This is a genomic window from uncultured Flavobacterium sp., assembly GCF_963925185.1.
Lineage (GTDB): Bacteria > Bacteroidota > Bacteroidia > Flavobacteriales > Flavobacteriaceae > Flavobacterium.
In genome coordinates this window covers 199,832-217,715 of the sequence record NZ_CAWURC010000008.1, presented here as the reverse complement: position 1 = coordinate 217,715, position 17,884 = coordinate 199,832, and the positions used below count along the sequence as shown (strand labels likewise).

Annotated in this window: 16 protein-coding genes and 1 pseudogene; 13 read left to right on the top strand and 4 right to left on the bottom strand. The window is 34.6% G+C overall.

The window, feature by feature from the left end:
• The 10 genes from AABM59_RS02965 to groL all read left to right on the top strand — a co-directional run.
• Positions 1-1,540, top strand: a 1,540-nt coding sequence (locus tag AABM59_RS02965; RefSeq protein ID WP_338407481.1) for a glycerol-3-phosphate dehydrogenase/oxidase, incomplete at its 5' end; no start/stop codon positions are given.
• 23 nt (positions 1,541-1,563) lie between these two features.
• Positions 1,564-3,057, top strand: a complete 1,494-nt coding sequence (gene glpK / locus AABM59_RS02960; protein ID WP_338407480.1) for a glycerol kinase GlpK — start codon at positions 1,564-1,566, stop codon at positions 3,055-3,057.
• Between the two features lie 55 nt (positions 3,058-3,112).
• Positions 3,113-3,844, top strand: coding sequence for an MIP/aquaporin family protein (locus AABM59_RS02955; protein ID WP_338407479.1), 732 nt, complete (start codon positions 3,113-3,115; stop codon positions 3,842-3,844).
• A 158-nt stretch (positions 3,845-4,002) separates the two neighbouring features.
• Entirely contained in the window at positions 4,003-5,448 is a 1,446-nt protein-coding gene (gene miaB, locus AABM59_RS02950; protein WP_338407478.1) for a tRNA (N6-isopentenyl adenosine(37)-C2)-methylthiotransferase MiaB, read from the top strand.
• 65 nt (positions 5,449-5,513) lie between these two features.
• Positions 5,514-6,773 carry a sigma-54 dependent transcriptional regulator gene (locus tag AABM59_RS02945; RefSeq protein WP_338407477.1) on the top strand — a complete coding sequence of 420 codons (1,260 nt, stop codon included), beginning with the start codon at positions 5,514-5,516 and terminating at the stop codon, positions 6,771-6,773.
• A gap of 118 nt (positions 6,774-6,891) precedes the next feature.
• On the top strand, positions 6,892-7,395 hold the full coding sequence (locus AABM59_RS02940; protein WP_338407476.1) for an LptE family protein: 504 nt from the start codon (positions 6,892-6,894) through the stop codon (positions 7,393-7,395).
• A 73-nt stretch (positions 7,396-7,468) separates the two neighbouring features.
• Positions 7,469-8,320 carry a tetratricopeptide repeat protein gene (locus tag AABM59_RS02935; protein WP_338407475.1) on the top strand — a complete coding sequence of 284 codons (852 nt, stop codon included), beginning with the start codon at positions 7,469-7,471 and terminating at the stop codon, positions 8,318-8,320.
• Between the two features lie 3 nt (positions 8,321-8,323).
• Complete coding sequence (gene secG, locus AABM59_RS02930; RefSeq protein ID WP_338407474.1) at positions 8,324-8,668, top strand: preprotein translocase subunit SecG; 345 nt, start codon at positions 8,324-8,326, stop codon at positions 8,666-8,668.
• Between the two features lie 122 nt (positions 8,669-8,790).
• The gene (locus tag AABM59_RS02925) at positions 8,791-9,066 is read left to right on the top strand and encodes a co-chaperone GroES (protein ID WP_338407473.1); all 276 of its coding nucleotides are present in this window, start codon (positions 8,791-8,793) and stop codon (positions 9,064-9,066) included.
• Between the two features lie 42 nt (positions 9,067-9,108).
• Positions 9,109-10,737, top strand: a complete 1,629-nt coding sequence (gene groL, locus AABM59_RS02920) for a chaperonin GroEL (protein ID WP_338407472.1) — start codon at positions 9,109-9,111, stop codon at positions 10,735-10,737.
• Positions 10,738-10,824: 87 nt separating this feature from the next.
• Here the strand turns inward: groL and AABM59_RS02915 are convergent, their stop codons facing one another.
• Positions 10,825-11,499, bottom strand: a complete 675-nt coding sequence (locus AABM59_RS02915) for a VTT domain-containing protein (protein WP_338407471.1) — start codon at positions 11,497-11,499, stop codon at positions 10,825-10,827.
• Between the two features lie 678 nt (positions 11,500-12,177).
• Positions 12,178-12,613: pseudogene (tnpA, locus tag AABM59_RS02910) on the bottom strand (IS200/IS605 family transposase).
• Positions 12,614-12,882: 269 nt separating this feature from the next.
• Between tnpA and dnaG the strand changes: the two are divergent.
• The gene (dnaG, locus tag AABM59_RS02905) at positions 12,883-14,859 is read left to right on the top strand and encodes a DNA primase (RefSeq protein ID WP_338407470.1); all 1,977 of its coding nucleotides are present in this window, start codon (positions 12,883-12,885) and stop codon (positions 14,857-14,859) included.
• Here the strand turns inward: dnaG and AABM59_RS02900 are convergent.
• Entirely contained in the window at positions 14,856-15,485 is a 630-nt protein-coding gene (locus AABM59_RS02900) for a response regulator transcription factor (RefSeq protein WP_338407469.1), read from the bottom strand. The genes dnaG and AABM59_RS02900 overlap by 4 nt on opposite strands.
• Positions 15,486-15,585: 100 nt before the next feature.
• Positions 15,586-16,392 carry an NAD(+) synthase gene (gene nadE / locus AABM59_RS02895; protein WP_338407468.1) on the bottom strand — a complete coding sequence of 269 codons (807 nt, stop codon included), beginning with the start codon at positions 16,390-16,392 and terminating at the stop codon, positions 15,586-15,588.
• Between the two features lie 147 nt (positions 16,393-16,539).
• Between nadE and gldB the strand changes: the two genes are divergently transcribed.
• Entirely contained in the window at positions 16,540-17,505 is a 966-nt protein-coding gene (gldB, locus tag AABM59_RS02890; RefSeq protein ID WP_338407467.1) for a gliding motility lipoprotein GldB, read from the top strand.
• Positions 17,495-17,830: a gliding motility protein GldC gene (gldC, locus tag AABM59_RS02885; protein ID WP_338407466.1), complete on the top strand. Its 336-nt coding sequence runs from the start codon at positions 17,495-17,497 to the stop codon at positions 17,828-17,830. Before gldB ends, gldC begins: the two co-directional genes overlap by 11 nt.
• Positions 17,831-17,884 lie beyond the last annotated feature (54 nt).

The window sequence follows — 17,884 nt, the reverse complement described above, 5'->3', positions numbered from 1 at the left end:
AAATTGGGATGTAATCATAATTGGTGGTGGCGCTTCTGGATTAGGAACTGCCGTAGATTCGGCAAGCAGAGGTTACAAAACAATTTTAGTTGAAGCAATGGATTTTGCCAAAGGAACTTCTAGCCGAAGCACAAAATTAGTCCACGGAGGTGTGCGCTATTTGGAACAAGGCAATATTTCCTTGGTTATAGAAGCGTTAAAAGAACGTGGTCTAATGGAACAAAACGCTAAGCATTTAGTTCGAAACCAATCTTTTGTTATTCCAAATTATAATTGGTGGGGAGGTTATTTTTACACCATAGGTCTTACCATTTATGACATACTAGCTGGGCGATTAAGTTTAGGTAAATCTAAATATATTTCGAAGAAAAAAACCATAGAATTACTTCCTACTGTCGAAGAAAAAGGCCTGCGAAGTGGAGTTATTTACCACGATGGTCAATTTGACGATTCCAGAATGGCAATTAATTTAGCACAAACAGCTATCGAAAATGGAGCTTGTATTTTAAATTACACCAAAGTAATTCATCTTTTAAAAGACAAAAATCATCAAGTCATTGGTGTTATTGTAGAAGATCAGGAATCGGGTGAAAAACATGAAGTAAAAGGAAAGGCAGTTATTAACGCTACAGGTATTTTTACTAATTCGATTATGAAAATGAATGACAAAGTATATAAGAAATACATTGTTCCGAGTCAAGGAATTCATTTGGTTTTTGACAAATCATTTTTACCAAGCGAAAACGCATTAATGATTCCAAAAACAAGTGACGGAAGAGTACTATTTGTTGTTCCTTGGCATGATAAAGTCGTGGTAGGAACTACCGATACTTTGATAAAAAGCCATAGTTTAGAACCCATAGCTTTAGAAAAAGAAATCCAATTTGTACTAGAAACCGCCCAAAGATTTCTGTCCAAAAAACCAACAAGATCCGATGTGCTTTCTGTTTTTGCTGGATTAAGACCATTGGCTGCACCCGAAGAAAAAGGGCAAAGCACCAAAGAAGTTTCTAGAACTCACAAAATCATTGTTTCCGAAACCGGATTGATTACGATTACAGGAGGAAAATGGACCACCTACCGAAAAATTGCCGAAGACATTGTAGACAAAGCTATTACAGTACATAATTTACCCAAGTCAAAATGCAAAACAGAACACATTTCTATTCATGGTAACAAAATAACCACTACATTAGACCGAGAAAATCACCTTTATATTTATGGAACTGATATTGATGGGATTTTGAAATTACAAGAAAACGAACCGGAGTTAAAAGAAAAATTACATCCAAATTACAACTATACCATGTCCGAAGTAGCTTGGGCAATCCGTTATGAAATGGCGAGAACGATTGAAGATGTTTTGGCAAGACGCGTGCGACTATTATTTTTGGATGCCCTAGCAGCAATAGATTCTTGCGAAAAAGTAGGTGTGTTAATATCTAAAGAATTAGGACATGATGAAACTTGGAAACAAAATCAAATTGCTCAATTTAAAACACTTGCTAATGGATTTCTTTTAAAGGAATTCCGAGTATAATAAAGTATAAAACTAACCAATCTATGCAAAACAAATTAATCTTAGCCCTTGACCAAGGCACCACTTCTTCCAGAGCAATTCTGTTTAACCACAAAGGAGAAATTATAAATGTATCCCAAAAAGATTTCGAACAAATTTTCCCAAAACCCGGTTGGGTCGAACACAATCCGAACGAAATATGGTCTTCGCAAATTAGTGTTGTTGCAGAAGTAATTGCAAAAACTGGCATTACTTTTAAAGAAATTGCCGCAATAGGCATTACCAATCAACGCGAAACCACCATTGTTTGGGACAAAGAAACGGGCGAACCTATTTACAACGCGATAGTTTGGCAAGACCGCAGAACATCAAAATATTGTGATGAATTAAAAGCGCAAGGGCATATTGACTTAATTAAACAAAAAACAGGCTTAGTTTTAGACGCTTATTTTTCGGCGACAAAATTAAAATGGATTTTAGACAATGTCAAAGGTGCTCGCGAAAAAGCTGAACAAGGAAAGCTCTGTTTTGGAACCGTTGACACTTGGCTCATCTGGAAACTAACAAACGGCAAATCATTTATGACCGATGTTTCGAATGCCAGCCGGACGATGTTATTGAACATACATACTTTAGAATGGGATGATGAATTATTGCAATTGTTTTCTATTCCAAAAGCAATGTTGCCCGAAGTGAAACAAAGTAGCGAAATATATGGAGAAACTTCTCCTACCCTATTTACCACACAAATACCCATTGCCGGAGTTGCCGGAGACCAGCAAGCAGCACTTTTTGGACAATTATGCACCGAACCTGGAATGGTAAAAAACACCTATGGAACCGGTTGTTTTATGCTGATGAATACTGGCGAAAAACCGGTTTATTCCAAAAACAATTTGCTCACCACAATTGCTTGGAAAATCAATGGCGTAACAACTTATGCCCTAGAAGGAAGCGTTTTTGTTGGTGGAGCAGCCGTACAATGGTTGCGTGATGGAGCAAAAATGATTAATTCTGCTGATGAAATAGAAGAATTAGCAGCAAGCGTTCCCGACAATGGCGGTGTTTATTTTGTCCCTGCTTTAACTGGTATGGGCGCGCCGTATTGGGATCAATATGCTCGAGGAGCTATTTTTGGAATTACAAGAGGAACAACAAACGCCCATATTGCAAGAGCAACTTTAGAAGGAATTGCCTACCAAGTGTACGATTTGGTTAAAGCGATGGAAGCCGATTCTGGTACAAAAGGAAAAGAACTTCGCGTTGATGGTGGTGCTGTTGCCAATAATTTATTGATGCAATTTCAATCGGATATTTTTGGATTTAAAGTTATCCGACCAAAAACACTAGAAACAACCGCGCTTGGCGCAGCCTATTTGGCAGGATTGGCTGTTGGTTATTGGGAAAGCGTTGACGATTTACAAGAACAATGGTCTATCGACCGTGTATTTTCGCCAGAAATGGACAAAGAAACAGTTGATGAATTAATTCAAAACTGGGAAAAAGCAGTAGGAAGAACTAAAAATTGGATTGAATAGATTTCAATGGCAATTTCAAAAATCTAAAATCAAATATCTTAAATCGCAAATCATTATGACTCCATTTATAGCAGAAATTATTGGCACAATGCTTCTTCTTTTATTAGGTAACGGCGTTGTTGCCAACGTAGTTTTATCAGGAACAAAAGGAAACAATTCAGGTTGGATTGTTATTACAGCTGGTTGGGCATTTGGCGTTTTTGTTGGTGTCACAGTTGCTGGGCCAGTAAGCGGCGCACACTTAAATCCCGCTGTCACAATTGCTTTGGCGATTGCAGGAAAATTTGCTTGGAGCCAAGTTGGGATTTATATTCTTGCCCAATTAATAGGCGCAATGATCGGTTCGTTTTTGGTTTGGTTGTTTCACAAAGACCATTTTGCCATTACCGAAGATGAAGGCGGAAAACTCGCTTGTTTTTGTACTGGTCCAGCTATTAGAAACACTTTCTCCAATTTAACCAGCGAAATCATTGGGACATTTATCTTGATTTTCGTGATATTTTATATCGCCGGCCCTGAACTTACTTTGAGTGCTGATGCAACGGCAAAAATTGGTCTTGGCACCATTGGAGCATTGCCAGTGGCAATTTTGGTTTGGGCACTTGGATTGTCTTTGGGCGGAACGACAGGCTATGCCATTAATCCTGCAAGGGATTTAGGCCCACGAATTATGCACGCAATTTTGCCTGTAAAAGGAAGCAGCGATTGGAGTTACGCTTGGATTCCTATTGTTGGGCCAATTATTGGAGCGGCATTGGCGGCTGGATTGTATTTGGTTTTACAGTAATTACAAATTAATTTAAAATCTACATAACCTTTAAGGGACTAAACCCTAAAAGGTTTTTTTGTTATAAAACAATGTTAATTCTTCGGCTGACATCTTGTCATATTCATTCAAATAATTGTAACTTTGCATTCTTATTAAACACACTTTTGAAAGTGACTATGGAAAAGATTATTGAAGAAAGCAAGCAAGGCGAAAGTCTTGTTTTAGAACATAAACCTCAGAATACGAAGAAACTTTTCATAGAAAGTTACGGCTGTGCGATGAATTTTTCGGATAGCGAAATAGTGGCTTCCATCCTATCGTCAAACGGATATAATACCACACAAATCCTTGAAGAAGCGGATTTAGTTTTGGTAAATACCTGCTCGATTCGGGACAAGGCGGAACAAACTATTCGCAAACGTTTGGAAAAATACAATGCGGTGAAACGGATTAATCCGAAGATGAAAGTGGGCGTTTTGGGTTGTATGGCAGAGCGATTGAAAGACAAATTTTTGGAAGAAGAAAAAATCGTGGATTTGGTTGTAGGACCTGATGCATATAAGGATTTGCCGAATTTATTAAGCGAAGTTGAGGAAGGTCGTGATGCAATTAACGTGATTTTGTCGAAAGATGAAACGTACGGCGATATTTCACCCGTTCGATTGATGAGCAACGGAATTACGGCTTTAGTTTCAATTACGAGAGGTTGCGATAACATGTGCACTTTTTGCGTAGTTCCTTTTACGAGAGGTCGTGAACGCAGCCGAGAGCCGCAAAGTATTATGAAAGAAATTCAAGATTTATGGGACAAAGGTTATAAAGAAATTACGCTTTTGGGTCAGAATGTGGATAGCTTTCTTTGGTATGGCGGCGGTTTGAAAAAAGATTTTATCAACGCCACCGAAATGCAAAAAGCAACTGCGGTAGATTTTGATCAATTATTAGAAATGGTAGCCGTTGGTTTTCCAAAAATGCGTATTCGGTTTTCGACATCCAATCCTCAAGATATGCACGAAAGTATTTTACATATTATTGCGAAATACGATAATATTTGCAAGCACATTCACCTTCCCGTTCAGTCTGGAAGCAATCGCATTTTAAAGGAAATGAATCGTTTGCATACTCGCGAAGAATATATGACTTTGATTGATAAAATCAGAACTATTATTCCGAATAGCTCGATTTCCCAAGATATGATTACGGGTTTTCCAACAGAAACGGAGCAAGATCATCAAGATACTTTGAGTTTGATGGACTATGTAAAATATAATTTTGGTTATATGTATTCGTATTCGGAACGCCCAGGAACATTAGCAGGACGAAAAATGGAAGATGATGTTTCGGAAGAAATAAAAGCTCGAAGATTACAAGAAATTGTGGATTTACAACAAAAACACGCTTGGTTTCGTTCTGAAGAATTCATTGGAAAAACCGTAGAGGTTTTGGTTGAGAAAGTTTCAAAAAAATCAACTGAGGAATTTTCAGGTAGAAATTCACAAAGTATTACGGTGGTTTTTCCAAAAGAGAATTATAAAATAGGTGATTTTGTAAATGTAAAAATTACGAGTTGCACGAGTGGAACTTTGAAAGGAGTTGCGGTGGGTTTGGCTGAAATGAATTAAAAAAGTTTAAAGTTTTCCTTTATCGAGGAAATTTTAAACAAAAACAAAATGGAAACAAAAACAAAATGGAAACAGTTCAATCAATAAAACAACGATTCGAGATTATAGGGAATGACCCAAAACTAAATCGCTCGATAGAAAAAGCCATTCAGGTGGCTCCTACTGATATTTCAGTACTAGTAGTTGGAGAAAGTGGTGTCGGAAAAGAAAGTATTCCGAAAATTATTCATACGCTTTCGCACAGAAAACACGGAAAATACATCGCCGTAAACTGTGGGGCAATTCCAGAAGGAACGATTGACAGTGAGCTTTTTGGTCACGAAAAAGGATCTTTTACAGGAGCGACAAGCACTCGTGAAGGTTATTTTGAAGTCGCAAGTGGTGGAACCATTTTTTTAGACGAAGTGGGTGAATTGCCTTTGACAACACAAGTTCGATTGTTACGAATTCTAGAAAACGGAGAGTTTTTAAAAGTAGGTTCCTCACAAGTACAAAAAACAGACGTGCGAATTGTAGCCGCAACCAATGTCAATTTATTTGATGCCATAGAAAAGGGGAAATTCCGGGAAGACTTATATTATAGATTAAGCACAGTAGACATTACATTACCTCCTTTGCGCGATCGAAAAGACGATATTCATCTATTATTTAGAAAATTTGCTGCTGATTTTGCCCATAAGTACAAAATGCCTCCTATTAAACTAGACGATAATGCAGTACAACTATTGCAAAAATTTCGTTGGAGTGGAAACATTCGACAACTGCGAAATGTGGCCGAACAAATCTCGGTTTTAGAGACGGATCGAGATATTACGGCGACTACTTTGCAATCTTATTTACCCCAAGAAGGAAGCAATTTACCTTCAGTAATAAAAGATGAAAAAAGCAAAAATGATTTTAGCACTGAAAGAGAAATTTTATACAAAGTTCTTTTTGATATGAAAAGTGACTTACACGATTTGAAAAAACTCACTTTAGAATTGATGCAGAACGGAACTTCAAATGTGCAGGAAACAAATTCACATTTGATTAAAAAAATATACGGTTCAAAAGAAAATGACAGTGAAATAGATTTTGAGGAAGAACCTAGAACAGCTGTAATTACTACTCAAAACAAAGAAAACACATACGAAGAAGACCAAGAAGACAATTACCAATTTTCTGAAAGTGTTGAAGAAGAGGAAGTATTGAAATTAGAACAAAAAGAGGTTGAAATGATTAAAAAATCCTTGGAAAAAAATAAAGGAAAGCGAAAAATTGCGGCTGAGGAACTAGGCATTTCCGAAAGAACTTTGTATCGGAAAATAAAACAATTTGATTTGTAGTTTTAAAAAAAAACAGATTTCACGTATTAATACAGATTAATTTCTTTAAAATAATATCTTTGACACGAGTCTCAATAATTCTTTGAACAAACTGGCAAAGCAATTTTTAAAAAATAAAATGAAATACATTAAAAATATCTTAGTTATTGTAATCCTTTTTACCTTCAGCGGATGTTCCGTTTACAACTTTACCGGAACGGGAAAAATTGACGCAAAAACCTTTCAAGTAAATTATTTTCAAAACGATGCCCAATTAACTGAGCCCGGAATCGACAGAACATTTACTTTAACTCTACAGGATCTTATCCAGAATCAAACTAACTTAAATTTGGCTAAAAACGGTGCTGATTTGACCTATGAAGGAGAAATTGTAGATTACAGAATAAGCCCGATGACCGCCACAGCAGATCTTAAAGCCGCTCAAAATAGGTTGACGATACGGGTGAATGTCCGGTTTACCAATAAAAACAAAGAGGCCGATAACTTCGAAAAGACATTCGACTTTTTTTATGATTACCCTGCCACACAACAACTCACGGGATCGACACTGAGTAGCGCAATAAAAGTGATTTTTGAAAGAATAACTCAGGATGTATTTAATGAATCACTAGCAAAATGGTAAACTAATATACGATTTCTGATATTAGATCTAAAAAATCTATTTCTAATATCAAATACCATAAATTATAAATATTATGAACGTAGTCGATTATACTTATTTAATTAACAAACCAGAAGCAATAAACCAGAAGCAAACAGATGCATTGGGGAAAGTATTGGATGATTTTCCTTTTTTTCAAAGCGCGCGTTCTTTGCGATTGAAAGGGCTCTACAATCAAAACAGTTTCAAATATAATTATGCTTTAAAAGTTACCGCGGCACACACTACCGATAGAACTGTTTTATTCGATTTCATAACTTCTGATACTTTTGTTGCCATCCAAAAAGGATTGTACGATAAAAAAATACTCGAACTTCTTGACATTGATGTGGTTGACATAGAAGTAATCAAGCCTGAGATAAAGCTGGAGCCAAAAACAAACACTTTGGAACAATCCATTCTTACCACTATAAAAGGCGCTTCACAACCAGAAATTGAACAAACTACGAAAATCGCGGTTGACAAACTAGACATTGGTAAACCTTTAGACTTCTCTATAAACGAAAAACATTCGTTTCAAGAATGGCTCCAACTTTCCAGAATTCAACCCATCGAAAGAGATAAAGAAGTTCTCGATAATTCGAAAACTTACTTTACAAATGAAGAAAAAAAGAAAAAATTAGAATTGATTGACAAGTTTATTGAAGCAAGTCCGAAGATTTCACCAATAAATAAAGGGCTAGCATTACCAGTTTATTTTGAACCAAATAAGCACGATAATTCCTCTTTAATGACCGAAACTTTGGCCAGAGTATATTTAGAACAAAAAAAATACCAAAAAGCGATGCAAGCTTATGAGATATTAATTTTGAAATATCCAGAAAAAAGTAGTTTCTTTGCAGACCGAATCTCGGATATTAAGATTTTACAACAAAATAATAATTAAACAATGAGCACATTTTCAATTTTTTTAGTTTTAATAACAATAGTTTGTTTCCTCCTAGTTGTAGTAATAATGGTTCAAAACCCTAAAGGTGGTGGATTGTCATCTTCATTCGGAGGATCAGCTCAAATGGGAGGAGTGCAAAAAACATCTGACTTTCTTGACAAAAGTACATGGACTTTAGCGGCAATTTTAATTGTATTAATAATGCTTTCAAGTTTAAGTTTTGGGGGTTCATTAAGCGACACTGGCTCTAAAATTTTAGACAACACCGAAACTGTAGTTCCAAGCACTACAACTCCAGTAGCTCCAGTTCAAAACGCACCCACAGGTACGTCTCCAGCAAATTAATTTTTTTCAAAATATATAAAAGCGTTAGCAATTTGTTAACGCTTTTTTTGTATGTAAACGGCAAATTTTTAACTACTTTTGCAGAGTTAATTTATCATCAAAATAATATAAAAACAAACAATATGGCTTTAAATATTAAACCTCTTTCAGACCGCGTTCTTATTGAACCTCTGGCTGCCGAAACAAAAACAGCGTCAGGAATTTTTATTCCGGATAACGCAAAAGAAAAACCACAGAAAGGAACTGTTGTTGCTGTTGGAAAAGGAACGAAAGAATACGAAATGACTGTAAAAGTTGGAGATTCTGTTTTATACGGAAAATATGCAGGAACCGAATTGAAATTAGAAGGAAAAGATTATTTGATAATGCGTGAAGACGATATTTTAGCAATCATCTAAAATCAAATACACAAATAAACGAATCAACAAATAAACATTAAAATGGCAAAAGATATAAAATTTGATATTGAAGCACGTGACGGACTAAAACGGGGTGTTGACGCATTAGCAAATGCAGTAAAAGTAACTTTAGGGCCAAAGGGTCGTAATGTAATTATTGGAAAATCTTTTGGAGGACCAACCGTTACAAAAGATGGAGTTACTGTTGCAAAAGAAATAGAATTGAAAGACCCATTGGAAAATATGGGGGCTCAAATGGTAAAAGAAGTAGCGTCTAAGACCAACGATTTAGCTGGTGATGGAACTACAACTGCAACTGTATTGGCGCAAGCAATTGTAAAAGAAGGCTTGAAAAACGTTGCTGCTGGAGCTAACCCAATGGATTTGAAAAGAGGAATCGACAAAGCTGTTGAATGTATCGTTGCTGACTTAGCTAAACAAGCTAAAGTGGTGGGAAGTGATTCTGAAAAAATAAAACAAATTGCCTCTATTTCTGCAAATAACGATGAAGTTATTGGTGAATTAATCGCTAATGCTTTCGCAAAAGTTGGAAAAGAAGGTGTAATTACTGTTGAAGAAGCTAAAGGAACTGATACTTATGTTGATGTTGTAGAAGGAATGCAATTTGACAGAGGCTATTTATCGCCTTATTTTGTTACCAATCCTGAGAAAATGGAAGTGGAATTAGAAAATCCATACATTCTTTTATATGATAAAAAAGTATCTTCTTTAAAAGAATTATTACCAGTTTTAGAGCCTGTTGCGCAATCAGGAAAACCATTATTGATTATTGCAGAAGATGTTGATGGCGAAGCTTTATCGACATTGGTAGTAAATAAATTACGTGGTGCCTTGAAAATCGCAGCGGTAAAAGCACCTGGTTTTGGCGACAGAAGAAAAGCAATGTTGGAAGATATCGCTATTTTGACTGGTGGAATCGTAATCTCGGAAGAAAGAGGATATACTTTAGAAAATACAACAATTGAAATGTTGGGAACTGCAAAAAGAGTAACCATCGACAAAGATAATACTACAATTGTGAGTGGCGCTGGCGAAGCAGATATGATTAAAAATCGTGTCAACCAAATTAAAGGTCAAATGGAAGCGACAACTTCTGAATATGACAAAGAAAAATTGCAAGAACGTTTGGCTAAATTAGCTGGTGGAGTTGCTGTTCTTTATGTCGGTGCCGCTTCCGAAGTTGAAATGAAAGAGAAAAAAGACAGGGTTGACGATGCGCTTCACGCTACTCGTGCTGCAGTTGAAGAAGGAATTGTTGCTGGTGGCGGAGTGGCTTTGTTAAGAGCAAAAAACGCTCTTAAAGATATTAAAGCTGACAATGCTGACGAAGCAACAGGAATTCAAATCATCTCTCGTGCAGTGGAATCTCCATTGAGAACTATTGTTGAAAATGCCGGCCTTGAAGGTTCGGTTGTTGTGGCAAAAGTAGCTGAAGGAAAAGGAGATTTTGGTTATAATGCCAAAACTGACGAATATGTTGATATGCTAAAAGCTGGAATTATCGATCCTAAAAAAGTAACTCGTGTAGCACTAGAAAACGCTGCATCTGTTGCCGGAATGATATTAACTACAGAATGTGCATTGGTAGAAATCAAGGAAGAAAATGGCGGCGGAAATCCAATGGGTGGAGGTATGCCGGGAATGATGTAAAATAATTTTGAAATTTGAAATTTGAAATTTGAATAAAAAAATCCGAAGCTGACAGCTTCGGATTTTTTTTATGAATTATGTTCCTGTTTACAAATGAACTCTTTTTTTTAAAAGTTTGAATAAAACGGGAACGGTTGTTATAAGTACAATTATTATGACAATATATTCGATGTGACTTTTTAAGTCAATATTAAATTTTTCTAAGAATATAGCTGACAAATAATGTCCCGAAAGAATCATACTGAACGACCAAAGAATTGAACCAAGTATATTATTGAACATGAATTTTTTCTTATCCATAGATGCAATTCCGGCGACTATAGGCGCAAAAGTTCTAAAAATAGGTAAAAATCGCGCAAAAATAATTGCTTTTCCGCCATATTTATCGAAAAAATCTCTTGATTGCAAAAGGTATTTTTCCTTAAACCAAAAAGTATCCTCCTTGTTATAAAGATAGGTTCCGCCTTTTACCCCAAACCAATAACCAACCATATTACCAAAAATACCAGCAAAAGAAACAAACGAGGATAACAAAATCACATTAGCAAAATCGTTGCCTACTGAAATTTGTTTCATCAATAACTCACTGTAAATACCTGCCAAAAATAAAAGACTGTCTCCAGGAAGAAAAAAACCTGCAAACAAACCTGTTTCGGCAAAAATTATAAAGAGTATAACCAATAGCCCTATTTTTATCCCGCCTAGTTCCATTAAAATATAAAACTCAGGATTAATTAGTTGAGACCAATCAAAATTACTCATAAAATTATTTTAAATATTATTTTGATCGTGAAAGTAATTATAATTTGGCAAAACAGCACTATTGAGATAATTGATTTCCGGTTTTTTAATAAAAGTTTAATACAATCAAGTCTTGATTGTATTAAATAAAAAAATCTTGCCCCATCAAAGAAACACAACAATCAAAATGGTATCTTTCAGTGATTTTTATTCGAAGTTCATCGGCTGGTTGATTTTCTCAGTGAACCAAAAATACTTTTGTAAGTTTCTTTTCCAAAGCAGAAAGCCAATTAAACAATTTTTTTTGATTACCATGAGTAGACAACGCCCCTATTTTGAGAATATTAGCTAATATGGATGCTGTTTCACGTATGTTTTTATCTCTTTGGCACCTTCTAATAATTTTTTACCTCGCATTCCTTCTGCTTAGCAACCAACCAAAATGATCCAAATGACAGTGGGTGAGCAACCCGAAATCTATAGTTGAGGGCAAAATAGGCAAGGATTCCCAATTGAGTTCCCGCAAAGATTTAACACCTTGAAATTGTCAGCAATCTATCAATATCGGAACACCGTTACTTTCGACTAATGTTTTCGAACCGGTTACGGTTCAGGCTCCACCAATAAATATAATTTTCATTTGTGTTTTATTTTAAATAAACTACCTCGGGGCATAGCCCGCGAGGTATTAGAACGGTTTTAGTTGATTTGAATAGATTTTTTATAAACTTCTTTTGGTTTACCTTGATTTTCAACATACTTCCTTATCACTTCCTCATTAGCATATTGACCTACTGTGTTCAAGTAATAAGAACTTGTCCAAAATTTACCTCCCCATAATTTTAACTTTATTTCTGGAAATTTTTTAAAAGTTCTTTTGCTGTTATACTTTTTATCGTTCGGGTCATTTTCTAGACTGAATTTGAAGGAACGCTTTGAATCAAAAAATGAACGTGATCTTCCTCATAACCAATCTCTACAAAATTAATCTCATGTCTTTCGCTGATTTCAATACAGATTTCTTTTAAACCCTCTCCTATTTATCTTGTTATAACCTTTTCCTGTACTTTAAAGGAAAACCCAAATGATACAACAGCAAAGTCTTATTATGACTCTTATAAATAGGTTCCCCCATTTTACAAAGTTATGTTTTTTCAAAGCATATGAAAACCTAGAGTTTTCAAACTTTCCACTTTACGCAAGAGGCAGAGCCTCGGGAAATCCTTTTTGATTAAATTTATTTTGACAATTCGTTTTTCATATACTTAAAACCTTTTTTTTGGGTATTAATATTTAATAAAAATAAAATAGACCCTATTATGGATACCATATTTAGTTTATTTAGTAATATAAATAAGTTTGTCTACTTAAACTTTGTAACTTTGGATTTCAAAAAAATTAAATTTGATTTCACAAGCCACCATTGACACTGTTTTCGAAACTGCTCGAGTAGAGGAGGTTATTGGCGATTTTGTGCAATTGAAACGCGCTGGTAGCAACTTCAAGGGATTAAGCCCATTTTCAGATGAGCGCTCCCCATCGTTTATGGTTTCGCCTGTGAAACAAATTTGGAAAGATTTTAGTTCTGGAAAAGGTGGGAATTCTGTAGCTTTCTTGATGGAACACGAGCATTTTACATATCCTGAGGCCATTCGATATTTGGCAAAAAAGTACAATATAGAAATCGAAGAAACCATTCAAACTGACGAAGAAAAAATAAATACCGATGTTCGTGAAAGTATGTATTTAGTTTCTGAATTTGCAAAAGATTATTTTCATAACACACTTTTACATTCCGAAGAAGGTAAAGCTATCGGCCTTTCGTATTTCAAAGAAAGAGGCTTTAATGCTGAAACAATAAACAAATTTTCACTTGGATATTCTCCGGAAACTTGGGATGCATTTACCAAAGAAGCTTTGGGAAAAGGGTATAAATTAGAATTTCTTGAAAGTACAGGTTTAACAATCTCCAAAGAAGACAGACCATTCGACCGTTTCAAAGCACGCGTAATGTTTCCCATACAAAGTATGTCAGGAAGAGTTTTGGGTTTTGGTGGAAGAATTTTGTCAAATGATAAAAAAGCGGCAAAATACCTCAATTCACCCGAAAGTGATATTTACCATAAAAGCAAAGTTTTGTATGGAATCTTTCAAGCCAAACAATCAATAGCCAAACAAAATAATTGTTATTTAGTCGAAGGTTATACAGATGTCATCCAGTTTAATCAAGCTGGAATCGAAAACGTTGTGGCTTCTTCTGGAACCGCACTGACCCCAGACCAAATCCGTTTAATCAATAGATTAACAAAAAACATAACCGTTCTTTTTGATGGCGATGCCGCTGGACTTCGTGCTTCTATTCGAGGAATCGACTTGATTCTTGAGGAAGGAATGAATGTAAAAGTGTGTGCTTTTCCTGATGGCGAAGATCCAGATAGTTTTGCTAAGAAAACACCCTATGAAGAGTTGGTTTTGTATTTAGAAAATAATTCAAAAGATTTTATTCAATTCAAAGCATCACTTTTGATGAATGATGCAAAAAATGATCCAATTAAAAAAGCCGATTTAATTCGGGATATGGTCGTGAGTATTTCTAAAATTCCGGATAGAATTCAACGTGAAATCTACATTCAGGAATGCTCTCGAATTATGGATATTTCCGAGCAGGTTTTGATAAGCACATTGGCACAATTAGTCAAAAAAGACATTTCTGAAATTGGAAAAAAGCAAAAACAAGAACAAAAAGCTTTTGAAGTTGTAAAAAATGAAAATCCAATTCAAGTTGAAAAAATTGATATTCTCTATGGGTTAGAAAGAAAAATTATAGAAATTCTTTTGTTGTATGGAAATAAAATTGAAATATTTGAAGACGTTCTTTTAAAGACAAATGAAGAAGGAGAAATTGAGAATAGTTTCGAAAAGAAAGAGTATAAAGTCTATCAAAGAATATATTTGAGTTTGCAAGAAGATGAAGTAGAGTTGGCAAATCCTTTATTTAGGGATATATTCAATAATTTGATAAACTATTATCATCAAAATGAAAACTTTAGTATTGAGCAATATTTAATGCATTTACAGCCAGAATTTGCTCAAGAAGTTACGGATATTTTAATGGAAGATGAGAGGGTAGTTTTGCATAATTGGGTAGGTCAGAGTATTTTTCCGAAGACTAAAAACGATACTATTAGTCAATATGTGTCCGAAACTATTTTGACTTTGAGGTGGTTTCTTGTAGATAAAATTATCGAGGAAATAAAAAGCTCAATATCAACAGAACAAAATTCTGATAATATTGAACCTTTATCTATGGCAATGGATTACTACAAACTAATCAATTCTTTTTCGAAAAAACTAGGTAGAGTAATGTCTCGCAATAACTAAACTATTTCTAGGGTTTTAGCTTTGTTAACTAAATCTACTAAATTGGTAACGTTTAATTTCTGCAACAATCTTAATTTATAAGTACTTATTGTTTTTTCATTAAGACCAAGAATTTTAGAAATCTCTTTATTTTTCTTTCCATCGCTCAAGTATCGCAAAACTTCTACTTCGCGATTAGACAACTTTCTGTACAAACGCTCGCTTTTATTTTGCTTTGCAATTAAGGCAAGGTTTTTCTTGACAGTTTCGTCCATAATGACTTTGCCTTGGTTTACTTTCACAACTGCTTGACCTAAGGTTTCCAGTTTTTCTTTTTTGGAAACAAACCCTGAAACACCTGCTTTAATAGCATTTGGCGCATAAATTTGTTCCGAAATATTACTAAAGATAATCATCTTTGTTTTGGGAAAATTTTTCAAAATGTTTTTGATTTCAAAAATGCTAGAAAGACCTTCCAGTTCCAAGTCAATTATTAAAATATCAATTTCTTTTGTTAGAAGTACATCTCTTACCATCATAAAATTCCCAACATTGGCAACTATGGAAATGTCGTCATGGTCTTTAAAATAGGATTTTACGCCATAATGCACGACTGGATTATTATCCGCTAAACAAACTTTTATCATAATATTAAGTTTTAGAGTAGTTTTTTATTAGTAGGTTTTTTTATAGTAATGTAAATTTAGTAAAAAAAAACAGGAAAATCTAGCAAAAAAAGCAGAAAAACTACTTTAAATCATTAATTATCCAACAAACTGGTACTTTTTTCATTTTGTGTTGATTAATTGCGTTCAGTCTCTTGTATATTGCAAAAACCGTCTTTTCTCTACCTGTAAAATTCGAAGAAATACACCCTTTTTCATCTTCAAGCATAGCCCATTCTAACTCATCATAACTCGCTCCAAGCTGATCTTCATCGGTTCTGTCGTCTCCAAATAATCCATCAGTAGGAGAGGCGGCTAAAATTGTAACGGGAATTTTTAAATATTTTGCTAAGGCATAAACATCCGATTTCATTAAATCAGCTATTGGACTCAAATCAACTCCTCCATCACCATATTTGGTATAAAAACCAACCCCGAAATCCTCCACTTTATTTCCTGTTCCGGCAACTAATAATCCGTGAATACCAGCAAAATAGTATAAAGTTGTCATTCGTATACGGGCGCGTGTATTTGCTAAAGATAAATTGACCTTGTCTGAATTTACATTAGTTGGGACAACAGTTTTAAAAATTTCAAAAACAGAAGTCAAATCAGCTTCAATATTGGTTACATTAGAAAATCTTTTTTTCAACTGTTCAATATGTTCTCTGCCTCTAGATACTTGACTTGGGTCTTGATGAATAGGCATTTCTACACACAATGTTGGCAATCCAGTTTGTGCACAAAGTGTCGATGTGACGGCAGAATCCACTCCGCCAGAAATCCCCACAACAAAACCGTTTACTTTTGCGTTTTCAGCATACGCTTTTAACCAATTGACAATATGTGCATTTACTTTTTCGACTTGAATAGTGCTTTTTTTTGGCATAATAGATTGAGTTTTTAAAAAACAGGAATTGTATATTTGCAAAAATAATAATTTTCAGGAGCTATTCCCGCTATTCATTTCAATCTTTTACTTTTTGAAGAAAAAAGTAAAAGGATTTCCATTAGTATCGGGGCTAAAAAAAATAAAATGAGAAAAATCCTTTTTATAATTACTATAGTATTCACTTTGATTTCTTGCAACAAAAAATCTAAAGTCGAAAAAGAAGTCGAAAGAATTCCTGTTAAACTCAATGTAGAACGTTTTGATAAACTATTTTTCGAAAGCTCTCCAAAAGATTTAGACAAACTAAAAAAAGAATTTCCATTTTTTTTTCCGCCACAAAGCAACGATAGCGTATGGTTAAATAAAATAAAAGACCCACTTTGGCGTGAATTGTATACCGAAGTTCAAAAAAAATATTCAAATTTCGAACCCATTCACAATGAATTAGAAACGCTTTTTAAACACCTGAAATATTACTTTCCCCAAACTAAAAACCACAAAATAATCACCATAATATCAGAAATGGATTACAATAAAAAAGTGATTTACACAGATAGTTTGGTCATTATTTCCCTTGAATTATACCTGGGAAAAGATCATAAATTTTACCAATTTCCAAAATATTTAAAACAAAATTTCGAAGAAAAACAAATTATTCCAGATGTGGTTTCAAGTTTTTCGATTACAAAAATAGCCCCCGTTACGGATAATAATTTATTGAGCCAAATCATATATTTTGGCAAACAATTATACCTAAAAGACCTACTCTTGCCTGGTTATACCGACGCTGACAAAAATGGATATACACCGCAACAAATTATTTGGTGTCAGGAAAACGAAAGCTATATGTGGCGCTATTTTCTGGAAAGAGAAATGCTTTATAGCGACAATCAAAAATTGAATAATCGCTTTATCAATCCAGCTCCATTTTCTAAATTTTATTTGGAAATTGACAACGAATCTCCAGGAAGAGTGGGTACTTGGATCGGCTGGCAAATTGTTCGTTCTTTTATTAAAAATAATGAAGTAAGCGTTGACCAATTATTAAAAATGAATGCTAAAGAAATATTTGAAAAATCTAAATATAAACCAAAAAAAAATGTCGAATAACAACACATCAGAAATTAAAATTCAAATCCAATTAGATGAAAATCGAATTCCCGAAAAATTAGTGTGGTCTGCGGTTGAAGGTGGAGTAAATGCTGAAGAAGCAAAAGCTTTTATGCTTTCCGTTTGGGACAATAGCGATAAAGCTACAAAATGCATCGAATTATGGACAAAAGACATGCCTGTTGATGAGATGAAAATTTTCTTTCACCAAACACTATTGTCTATGACTGAAACTTTCGAACGTGCCACTAGTGATGAAAAAATGGCCGCAACAATGAAAGATTTTTGCGATTATTTTGCCGAGAAACTAGAGCTAAAATTGTAAGTTAATTTAATAAATAAACCCAAAAATAAAATAATTTAGTATTGAAATTTTAGT